15 protein-coding genes and 1 pseudogene are annotated in these 17,863 nt (G+C 61.5%); 10 read left to right on the top strand and 6 right to left on the bottom strand.

All coding sequences use genetic code 11. The features are described 5' to 3' along the window. Positions 1-7: 7 nt before the first annotated feature. The 3 genes from NKG99_RS17210 to NKG99_RS17200 form a co-directional block, all read right to left on the bottom strand. A complete protein-coding gene (locus NKG99_RS17210; protein ID WP_352869777.1) occupies positions 8-1,009 on the bottom strand; it encodes an NADP-dependent oxidoreductase in 1,002 nt (333 codons plus the stop codon). A gap of 62 nt (positions 1,010-1,071) precedes the next feature. After that, positions 1,072-1,938 (bottom strand): alpha/beta fold hydrolase, encoded by an 867-nt coding sequence (locus tag NKG99_RS17205; protein ID WP_352869775.1) that lies wholly within the window; start codon positions 1,936-1,938, stop codon positions 1,072-1,074. An 85-nt stretch (positions 1,939-2,023) separates the two neighbouring features. Further along, complete coding sequence (locus NKG99_RS17200; RefSeq protein WP_352869773.1) at positions 2,024-2,836, bottom strand: oxidoreductase; 813 nt, start codon at positions 2,834-2,836, stop codon at positions 2,024-2,026. Between the two features lie 103 nt (positions 2,837-2,939). Here NKG99_RS17200 and NKG99_RS17195 point away from each other — a divergent pair, with 103 nt between their 5' ends. Beyond that, complete coding sequence (locus NKG99_RS17195; protein WP_352869771.1) at positions 2,940-3,497, top strand: TetR/AcrR family transcriptional regulator; 558 nt, start codon at positions 2,940-2,942, stop codon at positions 3,495-3,497. A gap of 61 nt (positions 3,498-3,558) precedes the next feature. Here the strand turns inward: NKG99_RS17195 and NKG99_RS17190 are convergent, their stop codons facing one another. After that, positions 3,559-4,140: a TetR/AcrR family transcriptional regulator gene (locus NKG99_RS17190; protein ID WP_352869769.1), complete on the bottom strand. Its 582-nt coding sequence runs from the start codon at positions 4,138-4,140 to the stop codon at positions 3,559-3,561. Between the two features lie 110 nt (positions 4,141-4,250). On the opposite strand from NKG99_RS17190, the gene NKG99_RS17185 reads away from it, so the two are divergent. From NKG99_RS17185 to NKG99_RS17175, 3 genes and pseudogenes are all read left to right on the top strand, one after another. Then, positions 4,251-5,039 (top strand): SDR family NAD(P)-dependent oxidoreductase, encoded by a 789-nt coding sequence (locus NKG99_RS17185; RefSeq protein WP_352869768.1) that lies wholly within the window; start codon positions 4,251-4,253, stop codon positions 5,037-5,039. Positions 5,040-5,097: 58 nt separating this feature from the next. Beyond that, positions 5,098-6,192 (top strand): alkene reductase, encoded by a 1,095-nt coding sequence (locus tag NKG99_RS17180; RefSeq protein ID WP_352869766.1) that lies wholly within the window; start codon positions 5,098-5,100, stop codon positions 6,190-6,192. Between the two features lie 488 nt (positions 6,193-6,680). Then, positions 6,681-7,704, top strand: a pseudogene (locus NKG99_RS17175) (IS110 family RNA-guided transposase); the annotation flags it as partial. Positions 7,705-7,903: 199 nt separating this feature from the next. Here the strand turns inward: NKG99_RS17175 and NKG99_RS17170 are convergent. Then, positions 7,904-9,388: a xylulokinase gene (locus NKG99_RS17170; protein ID WP_352869764.1), complete on the bottom strand. Its 1,485-nt coding sequence runs from the start codon at positions 9,386-9,388 to the stop codon at positions 7,904-7,906. Positions 9,389-9,494: 106 nt separating this feature from the next. Continuing rightward, positions 9,495-10,451 carry a sugar-binding transcriptional regulator gene (locus NKG99_RS17165; RefSeq protein ID WP_352869762.1) on the bottom strand — a complete coding sequence of 319 codons (957 nt, stop codon included), beginning with the start codon at positions 10,449-10,451 and terminating at the stop codon, positions 9,495-9,497. A 138-nt stretch (positions 10,452-10,589) separates the two neighbouring features. Here NKG99_RS17165 and NKG99_RS17160 point away from each other — a divergent pair, with 138 nt between their 5' ends. From NKG99_RS17160 to NKG99_RS17135, 6 genes are all read left to right on the top strand, one after another. After that, a complete protein-coding gene (locus tag NKG99_RS17160; RefSeq protein ID WP_352869760.1) occupies positions 10,590-11,945 on the top strand; it encodes a sn-glycerol-1-phosphate dehydrogenase in 1,356 nt (451 codons plus the stop codon). Between the two features lie 4 nt (positions 11,946-11,949). Continuing rightward, positions 11,950-12,762 carry an HAD-IIB family hydrolase gene (locus NKG99_RS17155; protein WP_352869758.1) on the top strand — a complete coding sequence of 271 codons (813 nt, stop codon included), beginning with the start codon at positions 11,950-11,952 and terminating at the stop codon, positions 12,760-12,762. After that, a complete protein-coding gene (gene glpD, locus NKG99_RS17150; RefSeq protein WP_352869756.1) occupies positions 12,759-14,306 on the top strand; it encodes a glycerol-3-phosphate dehydrogenase in 1,548 nt (515 codons plus the stop codon). The genes NKG99_RS17155 and glpD overlap by 4 nt, the downstream gene beginning before the upstream one ends. A 164-nt stretch (positions 14,307-14,470) precedes the next feature. Continuing rightward, positions 14,471-15,358 (top strand): carbohydrate ABC transporter permease, encoded by an 888-nt coding sequence (locus NKG99_RS17145; RefSeq protein ID WP_352869754.1) that lies wholly within the window; start codon positions 14,471-14,473, stop codon positions 15,356-15,358. A gap of 1 nt (position 15,359) precedes the next feature. Further along, entirely contained in the window at positions 15,360-16,241 is an 882-nt protein-coding gene (locus NKG99_RS17140; protein ID WP_352869752.1) for a carbohydrate ABC transporter permease, read from the top strand. A 70-nt stretch (positions 16,242-16,311) separates the two neighbouring features. Then, positions 16,312-17,811 (top strand): ABC transporter substrate-binding protein, encoded by a 1,500-nt coding sequence (locus tag NKG99_RS17135; RefSeq protein ID WP_352869750.1) that lies wholly within the window; start codon positions 16,312-16,314, stop codon positions 17,809-17,811. The last annotated feature ends 52 nt before the right edge of the window (positions 17,812-17,863 follow it).

Here is a 17,863-nt window from a genome sequence, read left to right as displayed (position 1 = left end):
GGAACTGCTATCTGACCTTGATGACCACCTTGCCCTTGGCACGTCCTGTCTCGACATAGGCCAGAGCCTCATTGGTCGCTTCGAACGGAAAGATACGATCGACAACCGGGCGGATTGCTCCGGATTCGATGAGCGACGTGATCTTGCCCAGCTGATCACCCTGCGCCCACATGAAAAGAAACGAAAACCCCACGCCCCGGCGTTTGGCTTTGGTCCGGATACCGCGGCTCAACAGTCGCAGTATCAGCCTCAGCACGGGGTTCAGTTCCTTTTCCCGGGCAAAGTCGGGATCCGGCGGACCGGAGATGGAGATCAACTTCCCACCCGGTTTCAGCACATTCAAGGATTTTTCAAGCGTTTTGGCGTCCTGGCTGTTCAAGACCACGTCGTAGCCCGACAGGACTTTCTCGAAGTCATCTTTCCTGTAGTCGACGACGACATCGGCGCCGAGCCCCTTGACCAGGTCTGCGCTGGCTGCGCTCGCAGTGGTCGCAACCGTCACGCCGAGGTGCTTTGCCAGTTGGATGGCGAATGTCCCCACGCCGCCGGAGCCAGCCTGAATGAAGACCTTCTGGCCTTTCTTCAGGTTTGCCCTTTCGATGAGCGCCTGCCAGGCGGTCAGACCGACCAGCGGGATCGAGGCCGCCTCTTCCATGCTGAGGTTTTTGGGCTTCAAGGCCACGTCGGCTTCATCCATGGCGATGAAGTCGGCGAATGTCCCGATCCGGCCATCGCGCGGCCGCGCATAGACATCGTCGCCGGGTCTGAACTTGCGGACTTTCGATCCCACGCGGACAACCGTCCCAGCCACGTCATGGCCCAGGATGAAGGGCCGGCGATAGGGCAGGATAAGCTTGAACTCTCCGGTTTTGACCTTGGAATCGAGGAGGTTCACCGCCGCGGCGTGGACCTCGACCAGGATATCGCTATCCCCGAGTTCCGGTTCCGGCATCTCGGCCAATCGCAGAGTGTCCTTCTTGCTATATTTGTCGACGACGAATGCCTTCATGGCAGTGACTTTCTGAAAATGTTTGTTGATGCTCCGGGAGGGAACCGCCCGGACGAGAGGCGTCAGGCATCAAGGAAGGCCAGGGCTTTCAAGACGAAATCGGCGTGGTACTGGAAAACCCCGCCATGTCCGGCATCGGGATAGATCACCAGTTGCGCTCTAGGGATACGCCGGGCGAGATCGTGGGTGTTGCCGCTTGGCACCATCCTGTCGTGATCGCCATTCGCAACCAAGGCAGGAATGCGGATGGCGCTCAGGTCTTGCGGCGCCTGCAGTCCATAAGCCTTGATCGCCTTGAGCTGGGCGCCGAACGCGCTCAGCGATACCGGCTTGTCGCGATCGGCCTGGCGCTCCGTCAACCGCTGCAGGAAAGCTTTGGCGGCGCGGCGCCCATTCGCCGTCCTTGTGAAGAAGAGATAGTATTTCGGATCCCGAAGAGTAAGCGCCCCCTTGATCATGTCGATGATCGTCAACGGCGTCACCTTGTCGATGCCTTCGCCACCGGCCGGCCCGGTGCCGGCCAGGATTAGCTTGCGCACAAGCGTGGGCTCGGTCAGCACAATCTCCTGCGCCACGAAGCCGCCGAGCGAAAAGCCGAAGAGATCGACTTGCTCGAATCCCAACGCCCTGATGAAGGCGACCGCATCCCGTGCCATCCCGGCTATGCTTGACGGCGTTTTGCCGCCCGAAGCACCGATGCCCCTGTTGTCGAAGGCAATCACTCGACGGTTCGCGGCGAGGCCATCGACGATGCGTGGATCGAAGTTGTCCAGTTGAGCGCCGAGATGGTTGAGCAGGATCACCGGTACGCCGGTCTTGGGGCCTAGCTCCCGGTAGACGAACGCCGTGCCGCCGACATGCACCGAGCGCGTTGGCGTATCCTGGAACGATACCGGTGAGCGGGGCGACTGACTGAATCCATGCGTCATGCTTGGCACCTCCATCTGGTGGGGCCCGGGCAATTGCGTTGTCGTTGCTAGTCGCATGTGCGTGAAACCTTCTGCTCGCTGTTGTTCAAACCGGCAGGCGGAACTGCTTGCGCAGGCTCTTGTCGAATATTCCCGCGGGGGCGAAGCGGCGCAGCAGGCTGACCTGCCGCGCTGCCTTGCCGGCGGTGTAGTGCCGTCGCGGATTGGCCTCGGTCGCCGCCTTGACGACCACCTGCGCCACCACTTCCGGTCGATCGGCTACAGGCATCACATCGCGAAGCAGCGCTTCGAGCCCGGCTCGAGCCCGATCGTATTCTTTCAACAGAGAATCCGGCTCGATCCCGTTCTGGTCGAAGACGGTGCGGACGAATGCCGGCTCGATGACCGAGACGCGGATATTGAAGGCACGAACCTCGTGATCGAGCGATTCCGAATAGCCCTCGAGCGCGTGCTTGACCGCCGAATAATGCGCTGAATACGGCGCCGGCACGAGTCCCAATACCGAGCCGATATTGACGATGCGCCCTTCGCCGCGCCGCCGCATCGACGGCAACACCGCATTGGTCATGCGAATGACACCGAACAGATTGACGTCGAACAGGGCCTGCACCTGTGCCACGGAGGATTCCTCGGCGCCTCCAAGCAGACCGACGCCGGCATTGTTGACCAGCAGGTCGATCCGGCCGGTCTGCGCGAGCACCGTCGAGACAAGTGCGGCGACGGCCTCACCGTCGGTCACGTCACAAATCAGCATCGTCACCCCGTCCGGGCCGTTGGCCTTGCGGCGGCTCGTTCCGAAGACAGTGAACCCTGCCCGCACTAGCGCCTCGGCACTGGCGCGGCCAATGCCCGAGGAAGCTCCGGTAACGATCGCGGTTTTTCCCGAATTCATAGTCACTTCGTGCTCCAAGCTCATGGGGGCTAGCTTTTCTGTGCCCGTTGAATTACAGTCATACTATCAGATTATGAACATAATGCAATAGCAATGAGGAATAGCAGCCATGCGCTACGAAAAGGGCCGGAAAGACGCGTCACGCAGCCGGATCATGGAGGTCGCCGCCGACCGCTTTCGCGGCGACGGCATAGCCGCGTCCGGACTTGCGACCATCATGAGCGACGCCGGGCTGACGAATGGCGCGTTTTATCCCCACTTCCAATCCAAGGCGGAGCTTGTCCGCGAAAGCGTGGCGGCAGCCATGGAGCTTCAGGCGCAGCAGATGGCGGAAGCATTGGCCTCGGGTGGCCCGGAGATGGCCATAGAGGCGTATCTCTCGGCCGAGCATCGGGACAATCCGGGAAAGGGCTGCGCGTCAGCCGCGCTGCTGCCGGAGTTGGCGCGTCAGCCACCTGAAACGCGCGACGCCTATACCGACCATTTGCTGGCTTTGGTGCGCCAATTGGCTGAGGCACTTCCGCGGGCCAAGGACCCGGAAGGCCTGGCGCTTGCTGTCTTTGCGACGGTCATCGGTGCGCTTCAAATGGCTCGCGCTGTGAAAGGGACCGAATTGTCCGATCGGATCCTCGCGGCAGGGAAAGACGCGGCGCGGACGCATTTGTGAGGTCCGTGTCGCCCGCTATGGGTGCCAGCCCTTGGTGGCGACGCTAAGCGCGCTCTCGGCTTCATGCAGAGGGCCCCGGCTGGCTGGCAAACTGTCTACCAAGCCCCGCATCAACCCAAGCACGCGTCTGTTCCAGCACTTCATCCGAAAACGTTGGATCATCGATCGCCCGGGCAAGGATCACTGCCCCCACCATCGCCGCAAAGCTTCCGATCGCCGCGCGGCGTCCGTCTGCCGCATCCAGTTCCGGGAGCGCCTTGCCCATACGGTCGATCTGCGACCGAAGGCCTTCCGTCATGGCCGACCGAGCAGCCGGGGCCTGATGGCGGATGGCTGCGGCAAGGCTCGCCGTCGGGCAACCGCCGGCGCAGTTGTCGCGATGCCGGGGAGAAAGATAGGAACCTACATAAGCGCGAAGATCGCCCCCTACGCCTGAGTCCGCGGCGAGGACATGGGCAAGGGTCTGCGCGATCAGGTCGTCCTTCGAGTTGAAGTGACCGTAGAAGCCGCCATGGGTGAGCCCGGCGGCGTTCATCACTTCCGCCACGCTGACCGCGTCGAACCCCTTGTCGCGAAACAGCCGGCTGGCGATATCCAAAATCCGGCGGCGGTTCTCCGCCATCTGCTCTCGACTCACCTTCATTTCAAAATTCTCCGATAGGCCTGTTGACTTTTACATGATGGCCATCATATTTAGCCGCAATCATGATGATCGTCATGAATGTAGGTTCCATCAGAGAAAAGAGCAATGCCATGACCGTCATTCCGTCAGTCCTCATCACCGGCGCATCCACCGGCATCGGAGCTTCCTATGCCGAGCGCTTCGCGCGCCGCGGACACGACCTCGTGCTGGTTGCCCGTGACGTGGCACGAATGGAGGCTCTGTCGGCGCGCCTGGTTGAGGAGACCGGCGTGGCGATCGACATCATCCAGGCTGATCTTACCCAACCTGCCGAGCTTGCAGCGGTGGAGACGCGGCTGCGCGACGACGCCCGCATCGGAATCCTCGTCAACAACGCCGGAACGGCCATCGGCGGAAGCTTCGTCGAACAGAGCACCGATGACGTGGCGCGGCTCGTTGCGCTCAACACGACCGCGCTTCTGCGGCTTGCCAGCGCCATCGCTCCGCGACTTGCGAAGACGGGTGCAGGGGCGATCATCAACATCGGTTCCGTGGTCGGGCTGGCGCCCGAGTTCGGCATGACGGTTTACGGCGCGACCAAGGCCTTCGTGCTGTTTCTGTCACAGGGGCTCAGCCTCGAGCTCGGGTCGAAGGGCGTCTACGTCCAGGCCGTGTTGCCCGCCACGACGCGAACCGAGATCTGGGGCCACGTCGGCGCCGACGTCAACGCGCTCTCCAACGTGATGGAGGTGGACGATCTGGTTGATGCGGCGCTGGTCGGCTTCGACCGTCGCGAACCGGTGACCATCCCGCCGCTTCCCGATGCCGGGCAGTGGGACGCGCTTCAGGCCGCGCGCCAGGCCATGCTTCCGAACTATCGGAACGAACATCCCGCCGAGCGGTACCGCAAGGTCGCCTGAGCACCAACGAATCCATTTGATAACGACCTCGTCGCGGCGGGGACAAACAAGGTGACCCATGACCAACAAAGCACTTTTTGAGCCTTATTCTCTCGGCTCGCTGACCCTCTCCAATCGTATCGTCATGGCGCCCCTGACGCGCAATCGCGCTGGCCCGGGCTTCGTTCCGGGCGATCTTGCCGCCGAGTATTACGGCCAGCGGGCCTCGGCCGGCCTGCTGATCTCCGAGGCCACGCAGATCTCGCGGCAGGGACAAGGTTACCAAGACACGCCCGGCATCTACTCCCAGGCTCAGATCGACGGCTGGCGCAAGGTCACGACAGCCGTGCACGCCAAGGGCGGACGTATCTTCCTGCAGCTCTGGCATGTTGGTCGCGTCTCGCACGTCGATCTGCAGGCGAACGGCGCCGCGCCCGTGGCGCCCTCGGCAATCCGGGCCGCGACCAAGACGTTCGTGAACAACGGCTTTGTCGAGGTTTCGGAGCCCCGCGCGCTGGCGCTCGACGAGCTTGCGGGGATCGTCAACGATTTCCGGCAAGCAGCCGCGAACGCCATTGAGGCGGGCTTCGATGGCGTCGAGATTCATGGCGCCAACGGCTATCTGCTGGACCAGTTCGCCAAGGACGGTGCCAATGTCCGCACGGATGCTTATGGCGGATCGGTCGAGAACCGCGCCCGGCTGATGCTGGAGGTTGCGACTGCGGTGGTCGAGGAGATCGGCCCAGAGCGCACCGGCATCCGGATTTCGCCCGTCTCGCCCGCCAACGGCGTCTCGAGCAGCGCCCCCCAGGCGCAGTTCGACTATATCGTCGATCAACTCGACGCTTTGGGCATCGTCTATATCCATGTCGTCGAGGGCGCCACTGGCGGATCGCGTGAAGTCGCGCCGTTCGACTTCGGATCGCTCCGCCGGCGCTTCAACAATACCTATGTCGCCAATAACGGCTATGACCTCGAACTCGCGGCGTCGCGGCTCGCCGAGGGTAAGGCGGACCTCTTCGCCTTCGGGCGCCCGTTCATCGCCAATCCCGACCTTGTGGAACGGCTGAAGACGCGCACGCCGCTGACGGAGTTCAACTCGGCGACGCTCTATGGCGGCGGCTCCGCTGGCTATACCGACTATCCCGCGATCGCCGCCTCAAGCCGCCCATGAGCTATCGGAGGGCGGCGCCTGCGAGGAGCCATCCCACGTGACAGCAGCGCCTCAGGGCTCTCGAACTGGTGTCCAAACCCAGTGAGTGCAAGGCCGTCGTCCTTTCTGTCGATGCTCGTTCGTCCGCATGCGGGGTACAGGGTCGTCTTCGCGGTCGATGCAAGATCGCCGCAGGATGAGTTTCGCAGGTGAGATCTTCCTGTGTTCGTTGCGCAATCTGCTGCCGAGGCAGTTGCTTCCCGCTTCGCGGAATGGTCTCAGCCACGTCCCGGCAGGGACAGCTCGATGCGTCCCCTGTAAGAACGCTGTTGGTGGAATGGTCTGACGGAATCGTCGCTAGCGAGCGACTGAAGTATCAGGCCGCGGCTCGCGTTCCTCCGTGTGGATCAAATAGCTCGCCCGTCCGAAGCATAATTGCGGGAGCGGTGGCCACCTGAGACGTGGCGGCGATGTTCGAACCTCTAGCCGGCTGGCTTTCCCCCGATAGGATGAAGAACGGGCTCTCGATTGACACCAGGCCCAGGCATCGAACGGAGGACAGCCATAAGCAGTATATCGCTCTCGACGTATCCACGAAAGAGACGGCAATTTCGATCCGTCAGGACGGCAGAGGATCTGGCGGGGCAAGTGCGCGTCCGACCCGCAACTGATTGCGGCGGCAATCCGCAAGCACCCCAGGTCCGGCGGGTGGTATTCGAGACGGGGCCGCTGTCGGTGTGGTTCTACCACCGTTGACGGCAGAGGGACTGCCCGTGAATCTGCATGGACGCGCGGCATGCCAAGGCCGCGCTCGATTTGGCCGCGAACAAGACGGACGCGAATGATGCGGATGGCCTGGCACATCTGCCGAGGTCGGTTTCTACCGAGAAGTTCGGGTCAAGGGTTTTGACAGCATGCTGATCCGCACGCTGATCACCGCACGGCGCCAGCTTCTCAGATGCGGTTGCAGATATCCAACCAGATTCGCGGGCTGATGAAGACGTTCGGCCTCGTCGTGCCCAAGGGCGCCGGCAGTGTGTTCGAGCGCAACGTCCGCGACCTTCTTCAAGGTGAGGACAAGCTGGCGCGGATCGTGGTTCCGATGCTTCGGGCCTGGAGTGATATCCGGCACCAGACAGCAGAGCTGAGCAAACAGTTGGCAGCGATGGCGCAAATGACCAGCACTGCCGACTGCTCATGTCAGTGCCCGGTGTAGGCACTGTCACAGCCACCGCCTTTGCCGCAGCCGTGGAGAATCCCGCGAACTTCAGGAACTCTCGCACAGTGGGCGCGTGGGTGGGCCTGACGCCGAGGCGCTATCAGTCCGGCGAGATCGATCATGACGGTCATATCTCGCGCCGTGGCGATAGTCAGCTCCGCGGACTTCTGTACGAGGCGGCGGCGGTCATCCTGAACCGATCAACGGACACCAGCACTCTGCGAACCTGGGCGTTGGAACTGAAAGAACGGCTTGGCTTCAAGCGAGCGGCCGTGGCCCTAGCGCGCAAGCTGGCGGTGATCATGCATGCGATGCGGGATGGGTCATGGTCAGGCTCCTTGTTGAAGAAGCCCGTCATGCTCTGCCGCCGCCGAAAAACGTATGGTAAAAATGGCGCACCCGACAGGATTCGAACTAGTTCGACTTCCGACTTCCGAGCGATGCCGCCCCAGTTCGCTTGGGCTCGTCTGCCGACCTCAGCGTAGACACCACCGACAGGCTTCATGAAGTCAATCACCGTTCGCGATTGTTGATGTAAACATGGGCCTGTCTTTCGGAGAGGATAAGCCAATCTTGGTAAGCGGCAGGATCAGGCGCAAGTGCTTCGGTCGTCCGCGCCATGGCATTTTTCGCTTCGTGGAAATTCGTGTACCACCCGGCACCCACCGCAGCCGACATGCCTGCACCGAGTGCCGATGCCTCGTTCGAGAGGCTGCGATGGACAGGAAGCCCTGTCGCATCTGAAACCATCTTTCGCCACAGCAGACTCGAAGCACCACCGCCGATCACGAAGATGCGCGCGGCCGCAAGCCCCTTGGCCCTCATCTGCTGCAAGCTCCTTGCAAATTCGAGCGTGATCGCCTCGAGTGATGCGCGATAGAGATGACCCATTCCATGATCCGGCCCGAAGCCCGTGAAACTCGCCCGCGCATTTTCATCCCAGTAGGGATCCATACATCCCATCAGGTACGGGCAAACCATTAGCCCGTCAGAGCCGACGGGCAGGCGCATAGCCTCCGCCTCCAGTCGTTGGAAAACCGCCGCATCCGCGCGTCCACCAGCGAAATTATCGAGCAGCCAATTCACGAAAAAAGCACCGCCGCGCTGTACGCTCTCCAAGATATAACCGTCGCCGGTAGGCGATACCAGCGTCCGCCAATGCCCGCTCAATTCCGGCGTCGCCGACCAGACGCCACCCACAACCGCCGTTCCGAGATTGAGATAGACCGTTCCCGGTTCGATCGCGCCGACGCCAAGGGCGGCGCAGTGACCATCTCCGCCGGCGGCAAAGATCGGCGTGCCCGGTCTCAACCCGGTCTCTGCAGCGGCTTCCTGCGAGACGGCGCCGATTTGGGAGGCCGGCGGATTGAGCGATGGAAACTTGGCCTCATCGATCATCAGATGATCGAGTATTTTCGTCGACCAGGTTTTGCTGACGATATCGAAAATGCCGAACGGATCGGCGCTGGTCCATGTCGCCTGAGGCGCGCCGCACAGGCGCATCGTCAGATAGTCATGTACGGACAGAATATGAGTGGCCTTATCAAGCAGATCTGGTTGGTGAGTACGCATCCAGCGCAGGCGATAGACGCAGGGAAGGACATCGACCGGCTTGCCTGATATGGCATGTAAAGTCTCTGCGCCCAGTTCGTTTGCAAGGATTGCAGGCATGTCCCGAGCGCGCCGGTCGAGCCAGACCGTGGCGGGAGCCAACGGACGCCCCTGGTCGTCCAGCAGCGCCATTGTCTCGCGCTGATTAGAAATCGCCACGCCATCGATGCGGTCCGGTGCGATAGTATCGGTCACGGCCTTCAACGCAGTGATAGCCGCGCTCCACCACTCGTTTGGATCCTGTTCGGCGCGATAGGCGTCGGGGCTTGACAGCGTGTGCGGCGAACGACCCTCGAAACAGGGCTGCCCGTCTTTCGACCAGGCAATAGCTTTCACCGATTGCGTCGATGAATCGATCCCAATGACATACCGTTCCTCTGACTGCATGAAAGCGGCTCCTCTCCGAAAAAGCGATCCGCCTCGGGACGAGCCGGTGCGACGCAGTTGGGTTCCCCTCCACATGCAGCGGCTGTCCGGCCCCCGCTTGTGATGGTCAAACCGCCAGCAAGGCCTCTCCCGTGGCCATGTCGGTGACGAAGTGCGTCGAGTAGCCACCTTCAAGCGTCGCACTAATGGCCTCGATCTTGCCGCTTCCACCCGCTACGCAAATCCTGTTGGGCGTCTGGATCAGCTCTTCCAGCGCGATTCCAACCATTCGCTCGTCGTGATCCCCGCCCACGGCACGACCATGCGCGTCAATGAAGCGACCGATGATGACCGCGACGGCGCCATTTTCGACATAAGCGTCGATTTCAGCCTGACTTGCGATCCCGGACGCACGGACGGTGCTATTCGGGCCGACATCGCCGACGCCGAACAGGATGCGATTAGTCGAGTGTATGAGATCGAACTGTTTCTTCAACACCGGTTCGTCTAGCAGCATCGCCCTGAGTTCCCTGGTCGACAAAATAGCTGGGGCAAGAAGGTTTACGCAACGCGCGCCGATCCGGCTCGACAGGAGCGAGGTGCACAATTCGGGCGAAAAATCCGGTTCGCCCGTCGAACTTCCCGAGACCTGGACCACGGTAAGATTTGGGACCGGTTCCGGAAGGGAAATCTGGTCCGCGACCGAAAGCACGGTGCGTCCCCAAGCCACCCCGATCACGTCTCCCGTCGCCACCTGTTCGGCCAGAACCCGTGCTCCGGCATTTCCCAACCTGCGCACGAGATCGCGATCTCCGGTCGAGGGGATGACCAGCGCGCCTTGAAGGCCGAATTTTTCCATCAGGCCACGCGCGATCCGGGTGCGGCCGCTCGCATGCGTGTTAATGCGGATCGACACGATGCCACGTTCCCGCGCCTCCTGCAGATAGTTGACGATGGTTGCGCGCGAGACATTCAGCGTCGTGGCGACTTCGCCCTGGGTCATCTCGTCGGCGTAGTAGAGCCAAGCCGCCCAAGTGACGGCGTCGTCGAATTCCGTGGGCAGGGTGACACCTGCGTCCTGCATCTTTTTCCTCGAATTTTCTTGTTGTTCGATCCCATCAGGCGGCATCGGATGGCAAATGTCAACATGCTCTGTCATGTGTATTGACAAGTGTCACACCGTGGTGTCATTTGCCAACATCTGAAAAAACGGACTTCGGGAATGGAAACGGCAAGGAACCAGGGCAGCGTGGCAAACGCTCCCGAGGGCGGTTGGAACGCCCTTATCGATGACGTGGTGGGAGGACGCTGGGTCAATCCGGAGTCCGGAAAGCGTGCTGTCGCGCCCTATGAGTCGATTGTCATTGCGGAAAGTCTGGAAGGGCGCGAAGCCGAACTGGTAGCAGACCTCGCGCTCGGCGGGAGCCACACCGTGGTTGCCGATCATGCGACCTGGGAGGCAATGGGCGCACGTGTCGCGGGTGCACTCGAAAAGCTCGGTCCAGTCAAAACCATCCTCCTCGATCATCCGCATGCCGACATGGCCAATGTGGCGCAGTTGACCGAAAAGCTGAACGGTGCCGAGGGCGTAGTCGCGGTCGGGTCGGGCACGATCAACGACTTGGTCAAATATGTTACCGGCCTCGACAACCGCCGCTATTGCATCTTCGGCACCGCCGCCTCGATGAACGGTTATACGTCAACGACGGCGTCTATCACGCTAGCAAGCGGGCTCAAGGTCTCGCTACCGTCGCATGCGCCGGCTGGTTTTTTCGTCGATCTTGGCGTCGCGGCATCCGCGCCGACCTATCTGTCCGCTGCGGGCTTTGCCGACTGCCTTGTTCGTTCGGTGGCGCAGGTCGACTGGTGGCTCTCGCACCGCTTGTTCGGAACAGTCTATTCAAACCTTCCCTATGTTATCCAGGAGCGGGACGAGATCGAGCTCAACCGGCGCGCCGAAGGCATCGGCAGCGGCGATGTCGCAGCTAATGGCTATCTCTATCGCGTGCTGACGCTCTGCGGACTTGGTGTGTCGTTTACCGGGATGTCCAACCACGGCTCGATGGGCGAGCATCAGATTTCGCATTACATCGATTGTTTCGCCGGAGCCGAGCATCCCGGCACCCTGCACGGCCAGCAGGTGGGCGTCGGGGTACTGACCATGGCCCGGCTGCAGCGCCAATTCCTGGAAAACGCCACGCCACCGGTGATGAAGGCAACCAGGATCGACGTCGGCGATATGGCGCGTCGCATGGGTGCTGACATTGCAAGACAATGTTATACTGAGATTCAGCCCAAGATTTTCAGCGACAGGGCAATTGGCGCGCTCAACGACAAGATCGCCGATCTCTGGCCGGTCCTGCGCGAGGAATTGAAGGCCTTCGTCATCCCAGTCGATGAAATGACCCGGCTACTGACGGCGGCGGGTGGGCCGACGACGGCCAGGGAACTCGGTGTGCCGCCCCACTTCTATCGCGAGGCGGTTATCCATTGCCGCGAGATGCGCAATCGCTACTCCTTCCTCGACATTGCCGCCGATGCCGGCATTCTTGAGGATTTTGTTGGCGGGGAGGTTTGAGGCCATGCGCTCGATCTCCGAAATGCCAGTCGAGGATGCAGGCAGGATTAGCACTCTGTTTGCGGATATTGACGACACACTGACCAATGACGGCCGGCTGCCGGCCTGCGCCTATGAAGCGCTGGAGCGGCTTCAGGCTGCGGGGGTTGCCGTCGCGCCGATCACCGGCCGTCCGGCCGGCTGGTGCGACATGATCGCCCGGATGTGGCCGGTTTCCGGTGTCGTCGGCGAGAATGGCGCCTTCTATTTCTCCTATCATCAGGACAGCCGGCGGATGCGCCGGGTCTTTGCGATCAATGACGACCAGCGCGCCAGTGATCGCAAAAAACTTGAAGCGGTACGGGCGCGCATTCTGGCCGAAGTGCCGGGTACGGCGATCTCTGCCGATCAGCCCTATCGCGAGGCTGATCTTGCCATCGATTTCTGCGAGGACGTCCCCCCGCTGTCCGCCAGCGAGGTGGAGCGCATCAAACGGATCTTCGAGGAGGAGGGCGCGGTCGCCAAGGTTTCGTCGATCCACGTCAATGGCTGGTACGGCGCCTATGACAAGCTGACCATGACGCGGCGGTTTGCCGCCGATGTGCTGGGGTTGGATATCGACGGCCACAAGGACAAAGTCGTGTTCGTCGGTGACAGCCCCAATGACGCGCCGATGTTCCATTTTTTCCCCAATGCCTGCGGCGTTGCCAATGTGTTGCGATTTCGCGGGCGGATCGACTCGGAGCCCGCCTATGTGACGTTGCATGAGGGTGGGCATGGATTTGTCGAAGTCGCCAACCGCATTCTCGATGCGCGCAAGGGGAGGGTTGCGGCATGACGGCTCCCCTCTACGATCTCGCAATCGTTGGCGGCGGCATCAATGGCGCGGGCATTGCCCGCGATGCGGCCGGTCGCGGCCTGAGCGTCTTTCTCTGCGAGAAATCGGATCTCGGCTCGGCGACCTCCTCGGCCTCGACCAAGCTTATTCACGGTGGGCTGCGCTATCTGGAACATTACAAGTTCAAGCTGGTGCGCCATGCGCTGAGCGAGCGGGAAGTGTTGTGGCGGATCGCGCCGCATATCATCTGGCCGCTGCGCTTCGTGCTGCCGCATCGCAAGGGCCTTCGGCCAGCCTGGCTGCTGCGGCTTGGCCTGTTCCTCTACGATCACCTCGGCGGACGACAAAAACTGCCGGGCACGAAAACGCTGCGATTGTCGCGCCATCCGGCCGGTGCATCCCTGCGGGATGTCTCCTCGGTTGGGTTCGAATATTCCGACTGCTGGGTGCAGGACAATCGCCTGGTGGTGCTCAATGCTCGCGATGCCGAAACCTATGGCGCCGACATCCGCACGCGTACCCGCTGCATCCGGGCTCTGCGGGAAAAAGGGCTCTGGCATGTGAGTGTCGAGGACGTGGAAACGGGCGTGGTCGAGACCATCCGTGCGCGGGCGCTCGTCAATGCCGCCGGTCCGTGGGTGGATCAGGTTCTGGCAACAGCGATTGGCCGAAACGCGGCCGGATCTATCCGGCTCGTCAAGGGCTCGCATATCGTCGTGCCTTTCCTTTATGACCATGACCGCTGCTACATCTTCCAGAATCCCGACGGGCGTATTTTCTTCGCCATCCCCTATGAGGAAGACTTCACGCTAATTGGGACGACGGACGTCGACTACAAGGGCGAACCGGAAGAAGTCCGCATATCGGATGACGAGGTCGATTATCTCTGCAAGGCAGCGTCCTCTTATTTCAAGCGCGCTGTGACGCCGGCCGATGTCGTCTGGACCTATTCCGGTGTCCGTCCCCTTTATGACGACCGTGCTGCCACTGCGCAGGAGACGACGCGCGACTATGTGCTGAAAGTCGATGGCGCCGATAATGAAGCTCCGCTTCTGAGCGTCTTCGGCGGCAAGATCACCACCTATCGCTGCCTTGCCGAGGATGCGTTGCGCGTGCTGGCGGGACGTTTCCCGCAATGGACGTACAAGGCGGGATGGACCGGGCGACAGCGTTTGCCAGGCGGTGATTTTCCGGCGGACGGGGCGGACCGGCTCGCACAGGACCTGAGCCTCGAATACACCTTTCTCGACAAGCGCGCCGCCCGCCGCCTTGTCAGGCATTACGGGATCGAAGCCAGAGATATTCTCGCCGGTTCGCGGGTCAGGGCCGATCTGGGCCGCACCTTCGGTCCCGATCTAACCGAGGCGGAAGTCCGTTTCCTGATGCAGCGCGAATTTGCGCGGACCGCAGAGGACGCGGTTTTTCGCCGGACCAAGGCCGGCATCCGCATGCGCAAGGACCAGATCGCCGAACTGGACGTATGGATGGCCGAGGAGCGCTCCGCACGCAAGGCGGACCGCAAGGGGATTGCTGTGGCGCGATAGGACGCGCCGCTGGCCGAACGAAGGACATGAGCCGGGTTGTGCCGGAGAGGACGAGAAACAGGTTCGAGGCCCGAACCCGCAGAGGAGCGGGTACAGGCCAGGAGAAGGCCGAAGCGCCGGTTTGAGGCGCATAGGCCGGCATCCGCCCTTGGGAGGAGCACGGAATGTCCGTCACACAGGTGAGGCGTTTAGCGATTTCAGATTCGCCCTGGCCGTGGCTGTTGCCGCTCGTCAGCCTGCTGGTCGTGTTCACCATCTACCCGTTGATCTACAATATCTGGCTGAGCTTCCATGAATTCGTGCCGAAACAGCGCGCGTTGAAATTCGTCGGTATGGCGAATTGGATTCAGCTTTGGAACGACACGCGTTTCTGGAGCGCGCTTGGCGTCACCTTCCTCTATTTCTTCATCGCGCTGGTGTTCGAAATCATCCTCGGCATGGCGATCGCGATGCTGCTCGATGCCGAACTGCCGGGCTTCGGCGTGCTGCGCGCTACCCTGTCGATGACGTTGGTCATCCCGCCTGCCATCGCCGGAATGATGTTCCTGCTGATGGAGGATCCGCAATTCGGGCTCTTGCCCTATCTGCTAAACACGATGGGCCTTCTCGACAAGTCAACGCCTATTCTCGCGACCTCATCCTTGGCCTTGGCCGGTGTGCTCGTTGCGGAAATCTGGCAGTGGACGCCCTTCATGGTGCTCATCTTCATGGCTGGCCTTCGCTCGCTGCCGGCCGAGCCCTATGAAGCAGCGATGATCGATGGCGCCTCGTCCTTCCAGATGTTCCGCCGGCTGACGCTGCCGATGATGTCGAAGGTGATCGCAGTCGCGGTGCTGCTGCGCGGCATCGATCTCTTCCGGGTGTTCGACTACGTCTTCGTCATGACCTCGGGCGGCCCGGGAACGGCCACCTATACTGTCAGCCTTTATGCCTGGCAACAGACGTTCTCGTTCCTGAAATGGGGTTATGGCGCGACGCTGAGCCTCGTCAGCCTGGCAATGGTGATGATCATGGCCAACGTCTTCATCAAAGTCTTCAAGGTGAGGTGGTAACATGCACCAGAGCGCTGGCACCCGAACATTGCGCACGATCACCGGCTGGCTCGTCGTTGGAGCCTTCTTCTTCCCAATCTACTTCTGGACGTCGGTCGCCTTTCGCAACGCCAAGGACATTTTCAACTGGCCGCCGAAATTTTTCGTCTTCGAACCGACGCTCAAGAATTTCGAGCAGGTGTTTGGCATTTCGCTCGGCTTCGGTTTCGGCAGGCAGGAAACGGTCAATCCCGGCGGCGGCAATTTCTACATGGCGCCCCGACTTTGGGATTCGATCGTTGTCGCCTCGATGTCGACCGTCCTTGCCATCGTCGTCGCCACCCTGGCCGCCTACTCGCTGTCGCGCATGAATTTTCGCGGACGCCACGAGTTCGTTAACTGGGTGTTGTCAACCCGCATGATGCCGCCGGTCGCCGTCGCCATCCCGATGTTCTTCATCTTCAAGCAGTTCAGCCTGCTCGATACGTATATCGGCGTTATCCTGATCCACGGCCTGATGAACCTGCCGCTGGCGGTGCTGCTCTTGAAGAGCTTCTTCGACGATATTCCGTCCGAGATCGACGAGAGCGCACTGCTCGACGGCGCGTCGCGTTGGACGATTTTCCGGCGCATCGTCCTGCCGATGGCCAAGGGCGGCATCGCGGCGACAGCGGTTCTCTGCTTCATCTTCAGCTGGACGGAATTCCTGTTCGTGCTGACGCTGACGCAGACCGGCCTGAAGACCGTGCCGGTAGTGTCGTCGACCTTCGTGACATCGATCGGAACGGCCTGGGGCAATATGGCGGCGCTGGGTGCAGCGGCCATCGTGCCAGCCTTTATCGTGATCCTGCTGGTCCAGCGCCATCTGGTGCGCGGCCTGACGATGGGGTCGCTGAAACAGTAATTCGGCGCGCAGGGCGCTTGAATATTCGGCCGGCAATTCTGTCGTCCGTTTAAAAGTGGAGGAGAAGAGGATGAAGGACAGTATCAGAAAGAACTATCTCGCGTCGATCACGGACAGGTTCATCAAAGGTCAAATGGGCCGCCGCGACTTCCTGATGGCCGCCGGAAAGCTGGGCCTGGGTGCAGGTGCGCTCGGCATGGGAATGGGACGCGGGCCGTTCGGGGGGCTCTCGCAGGCCAATGCACAGGAAGCGCTGCAGCCGTCGCCGGAAGTGATCAAGTGGCTGCAGGACGTCGGCAAGCCTTTTGCCGGCACCACGCTCAAACTCGCTACGGAATCGACGCCACCGTCAAACGCCATCAACTCGCAGCTGAAGAAGTACTTCGAGGAAGCGACCGGCATCAAGGTCGAGATCGAGGTTCTTCCGCTGGAGCAGGTTCTGCAGAAGCTGACACTCGACGTGGCCTCATCGCTCGGCACCTACGACCTCTACTATATCGACCAGAGCTGGGCGGCCTCCTTCAGCCAGGACGTTTTCGATCCGCGCGAGCAGATCGAGGCCAAGCCCGATCTGGCCATGCCGAACTACAACATCGATGATTTCCTGCCGGCGCTGGTCGACGGCATCGCCAAATACAAAGACCGCTGGGTCGGCGTCCCCTACGATATCCCGATCTTCATCATGATCTATCGCAAGGATATCTACGAGAAGCTAGGCCTCAAGGCGCCGGCGACACTTGAAGAGCTGTACACCAACTCCAAGACCATCACCGACGAAATGGGCCCGAACGTCTACGGCACCAGCGGCCAGATGAAATCCGGCCATTACAGCCTGGAATGCGACTGGACGGCGTGGCTCTGGGGCCATGGTGGCTCGATCTTCGGACCGGACGGCAAGTTCACCGGTAACGACGAAAAGGGCGTCGCGGCGCTGGACTACTGGACGAAGCTCAAGGCAACGATGCCTCCTGGCGTCGATGGCTGGACCTGGGACGGCCAGGGCCAGTCGGTGGCACAGGGTGTTGCGGCGTCCATGCTATCGTGGGGCGAGTTCTTCCCCTATTTCGACGACCCGACCCAGACCAAGGTTTCGGGCCTCTGCGAAGTTGCGGTACCGCCGCAGCCGATCGCGCTCCGCACCGTCAAGGAAACCGGTTACGGCGAAATCCCCGGCGTCGGCCATCAGGGCGGGTCGTCGCTTGCCGTGTCAAAATACTCCAAGAGTCCGGATGCGGCGTGGGTGTTCATGCAGTGGGCGACCTGCGCCGACACGCAGGCCCTGGTCACCACGCTCGGTGGCGGCACGGGTCCGACCCGCGCCAGCGTCTATGACGATCCGCGCGTGCTCGGCAACGCCCGCGTCGGTGCCGGTACGACCCGGCACCTGCCGGTCGTGCGCGAGACAATCGCCAAGTATATGGGCTCCGAGCCGGATCTGCCGGAATGGGCTCAGCTTTCCACCGATACGATCCCCGTCGGCCTCGGCAAGTATTTCGCCGGCAGCTACGGCTCGCCGAAGGAGGCCCTCGACGACATCGCTGCGCAGGTTGGCAAAGTGATGAAGGGTTGATTGGACGGGCGGCGGTTTCCGCTGCCGTCAACGAACCGGTTCCCGAGTTGCG

It is taken from the genome of Mesorhizobium sp. M1409 (assembly GCF_040317535.1).
Lineage (GTDB): Bacteria > Pseudomonadota > Alphaproteobacteria > Rhizobiales > Rhizobiaceae > Mesorhizobium.
This window is presented reverse-complemented; position numbering and strand designations above follow the sequence as displayed.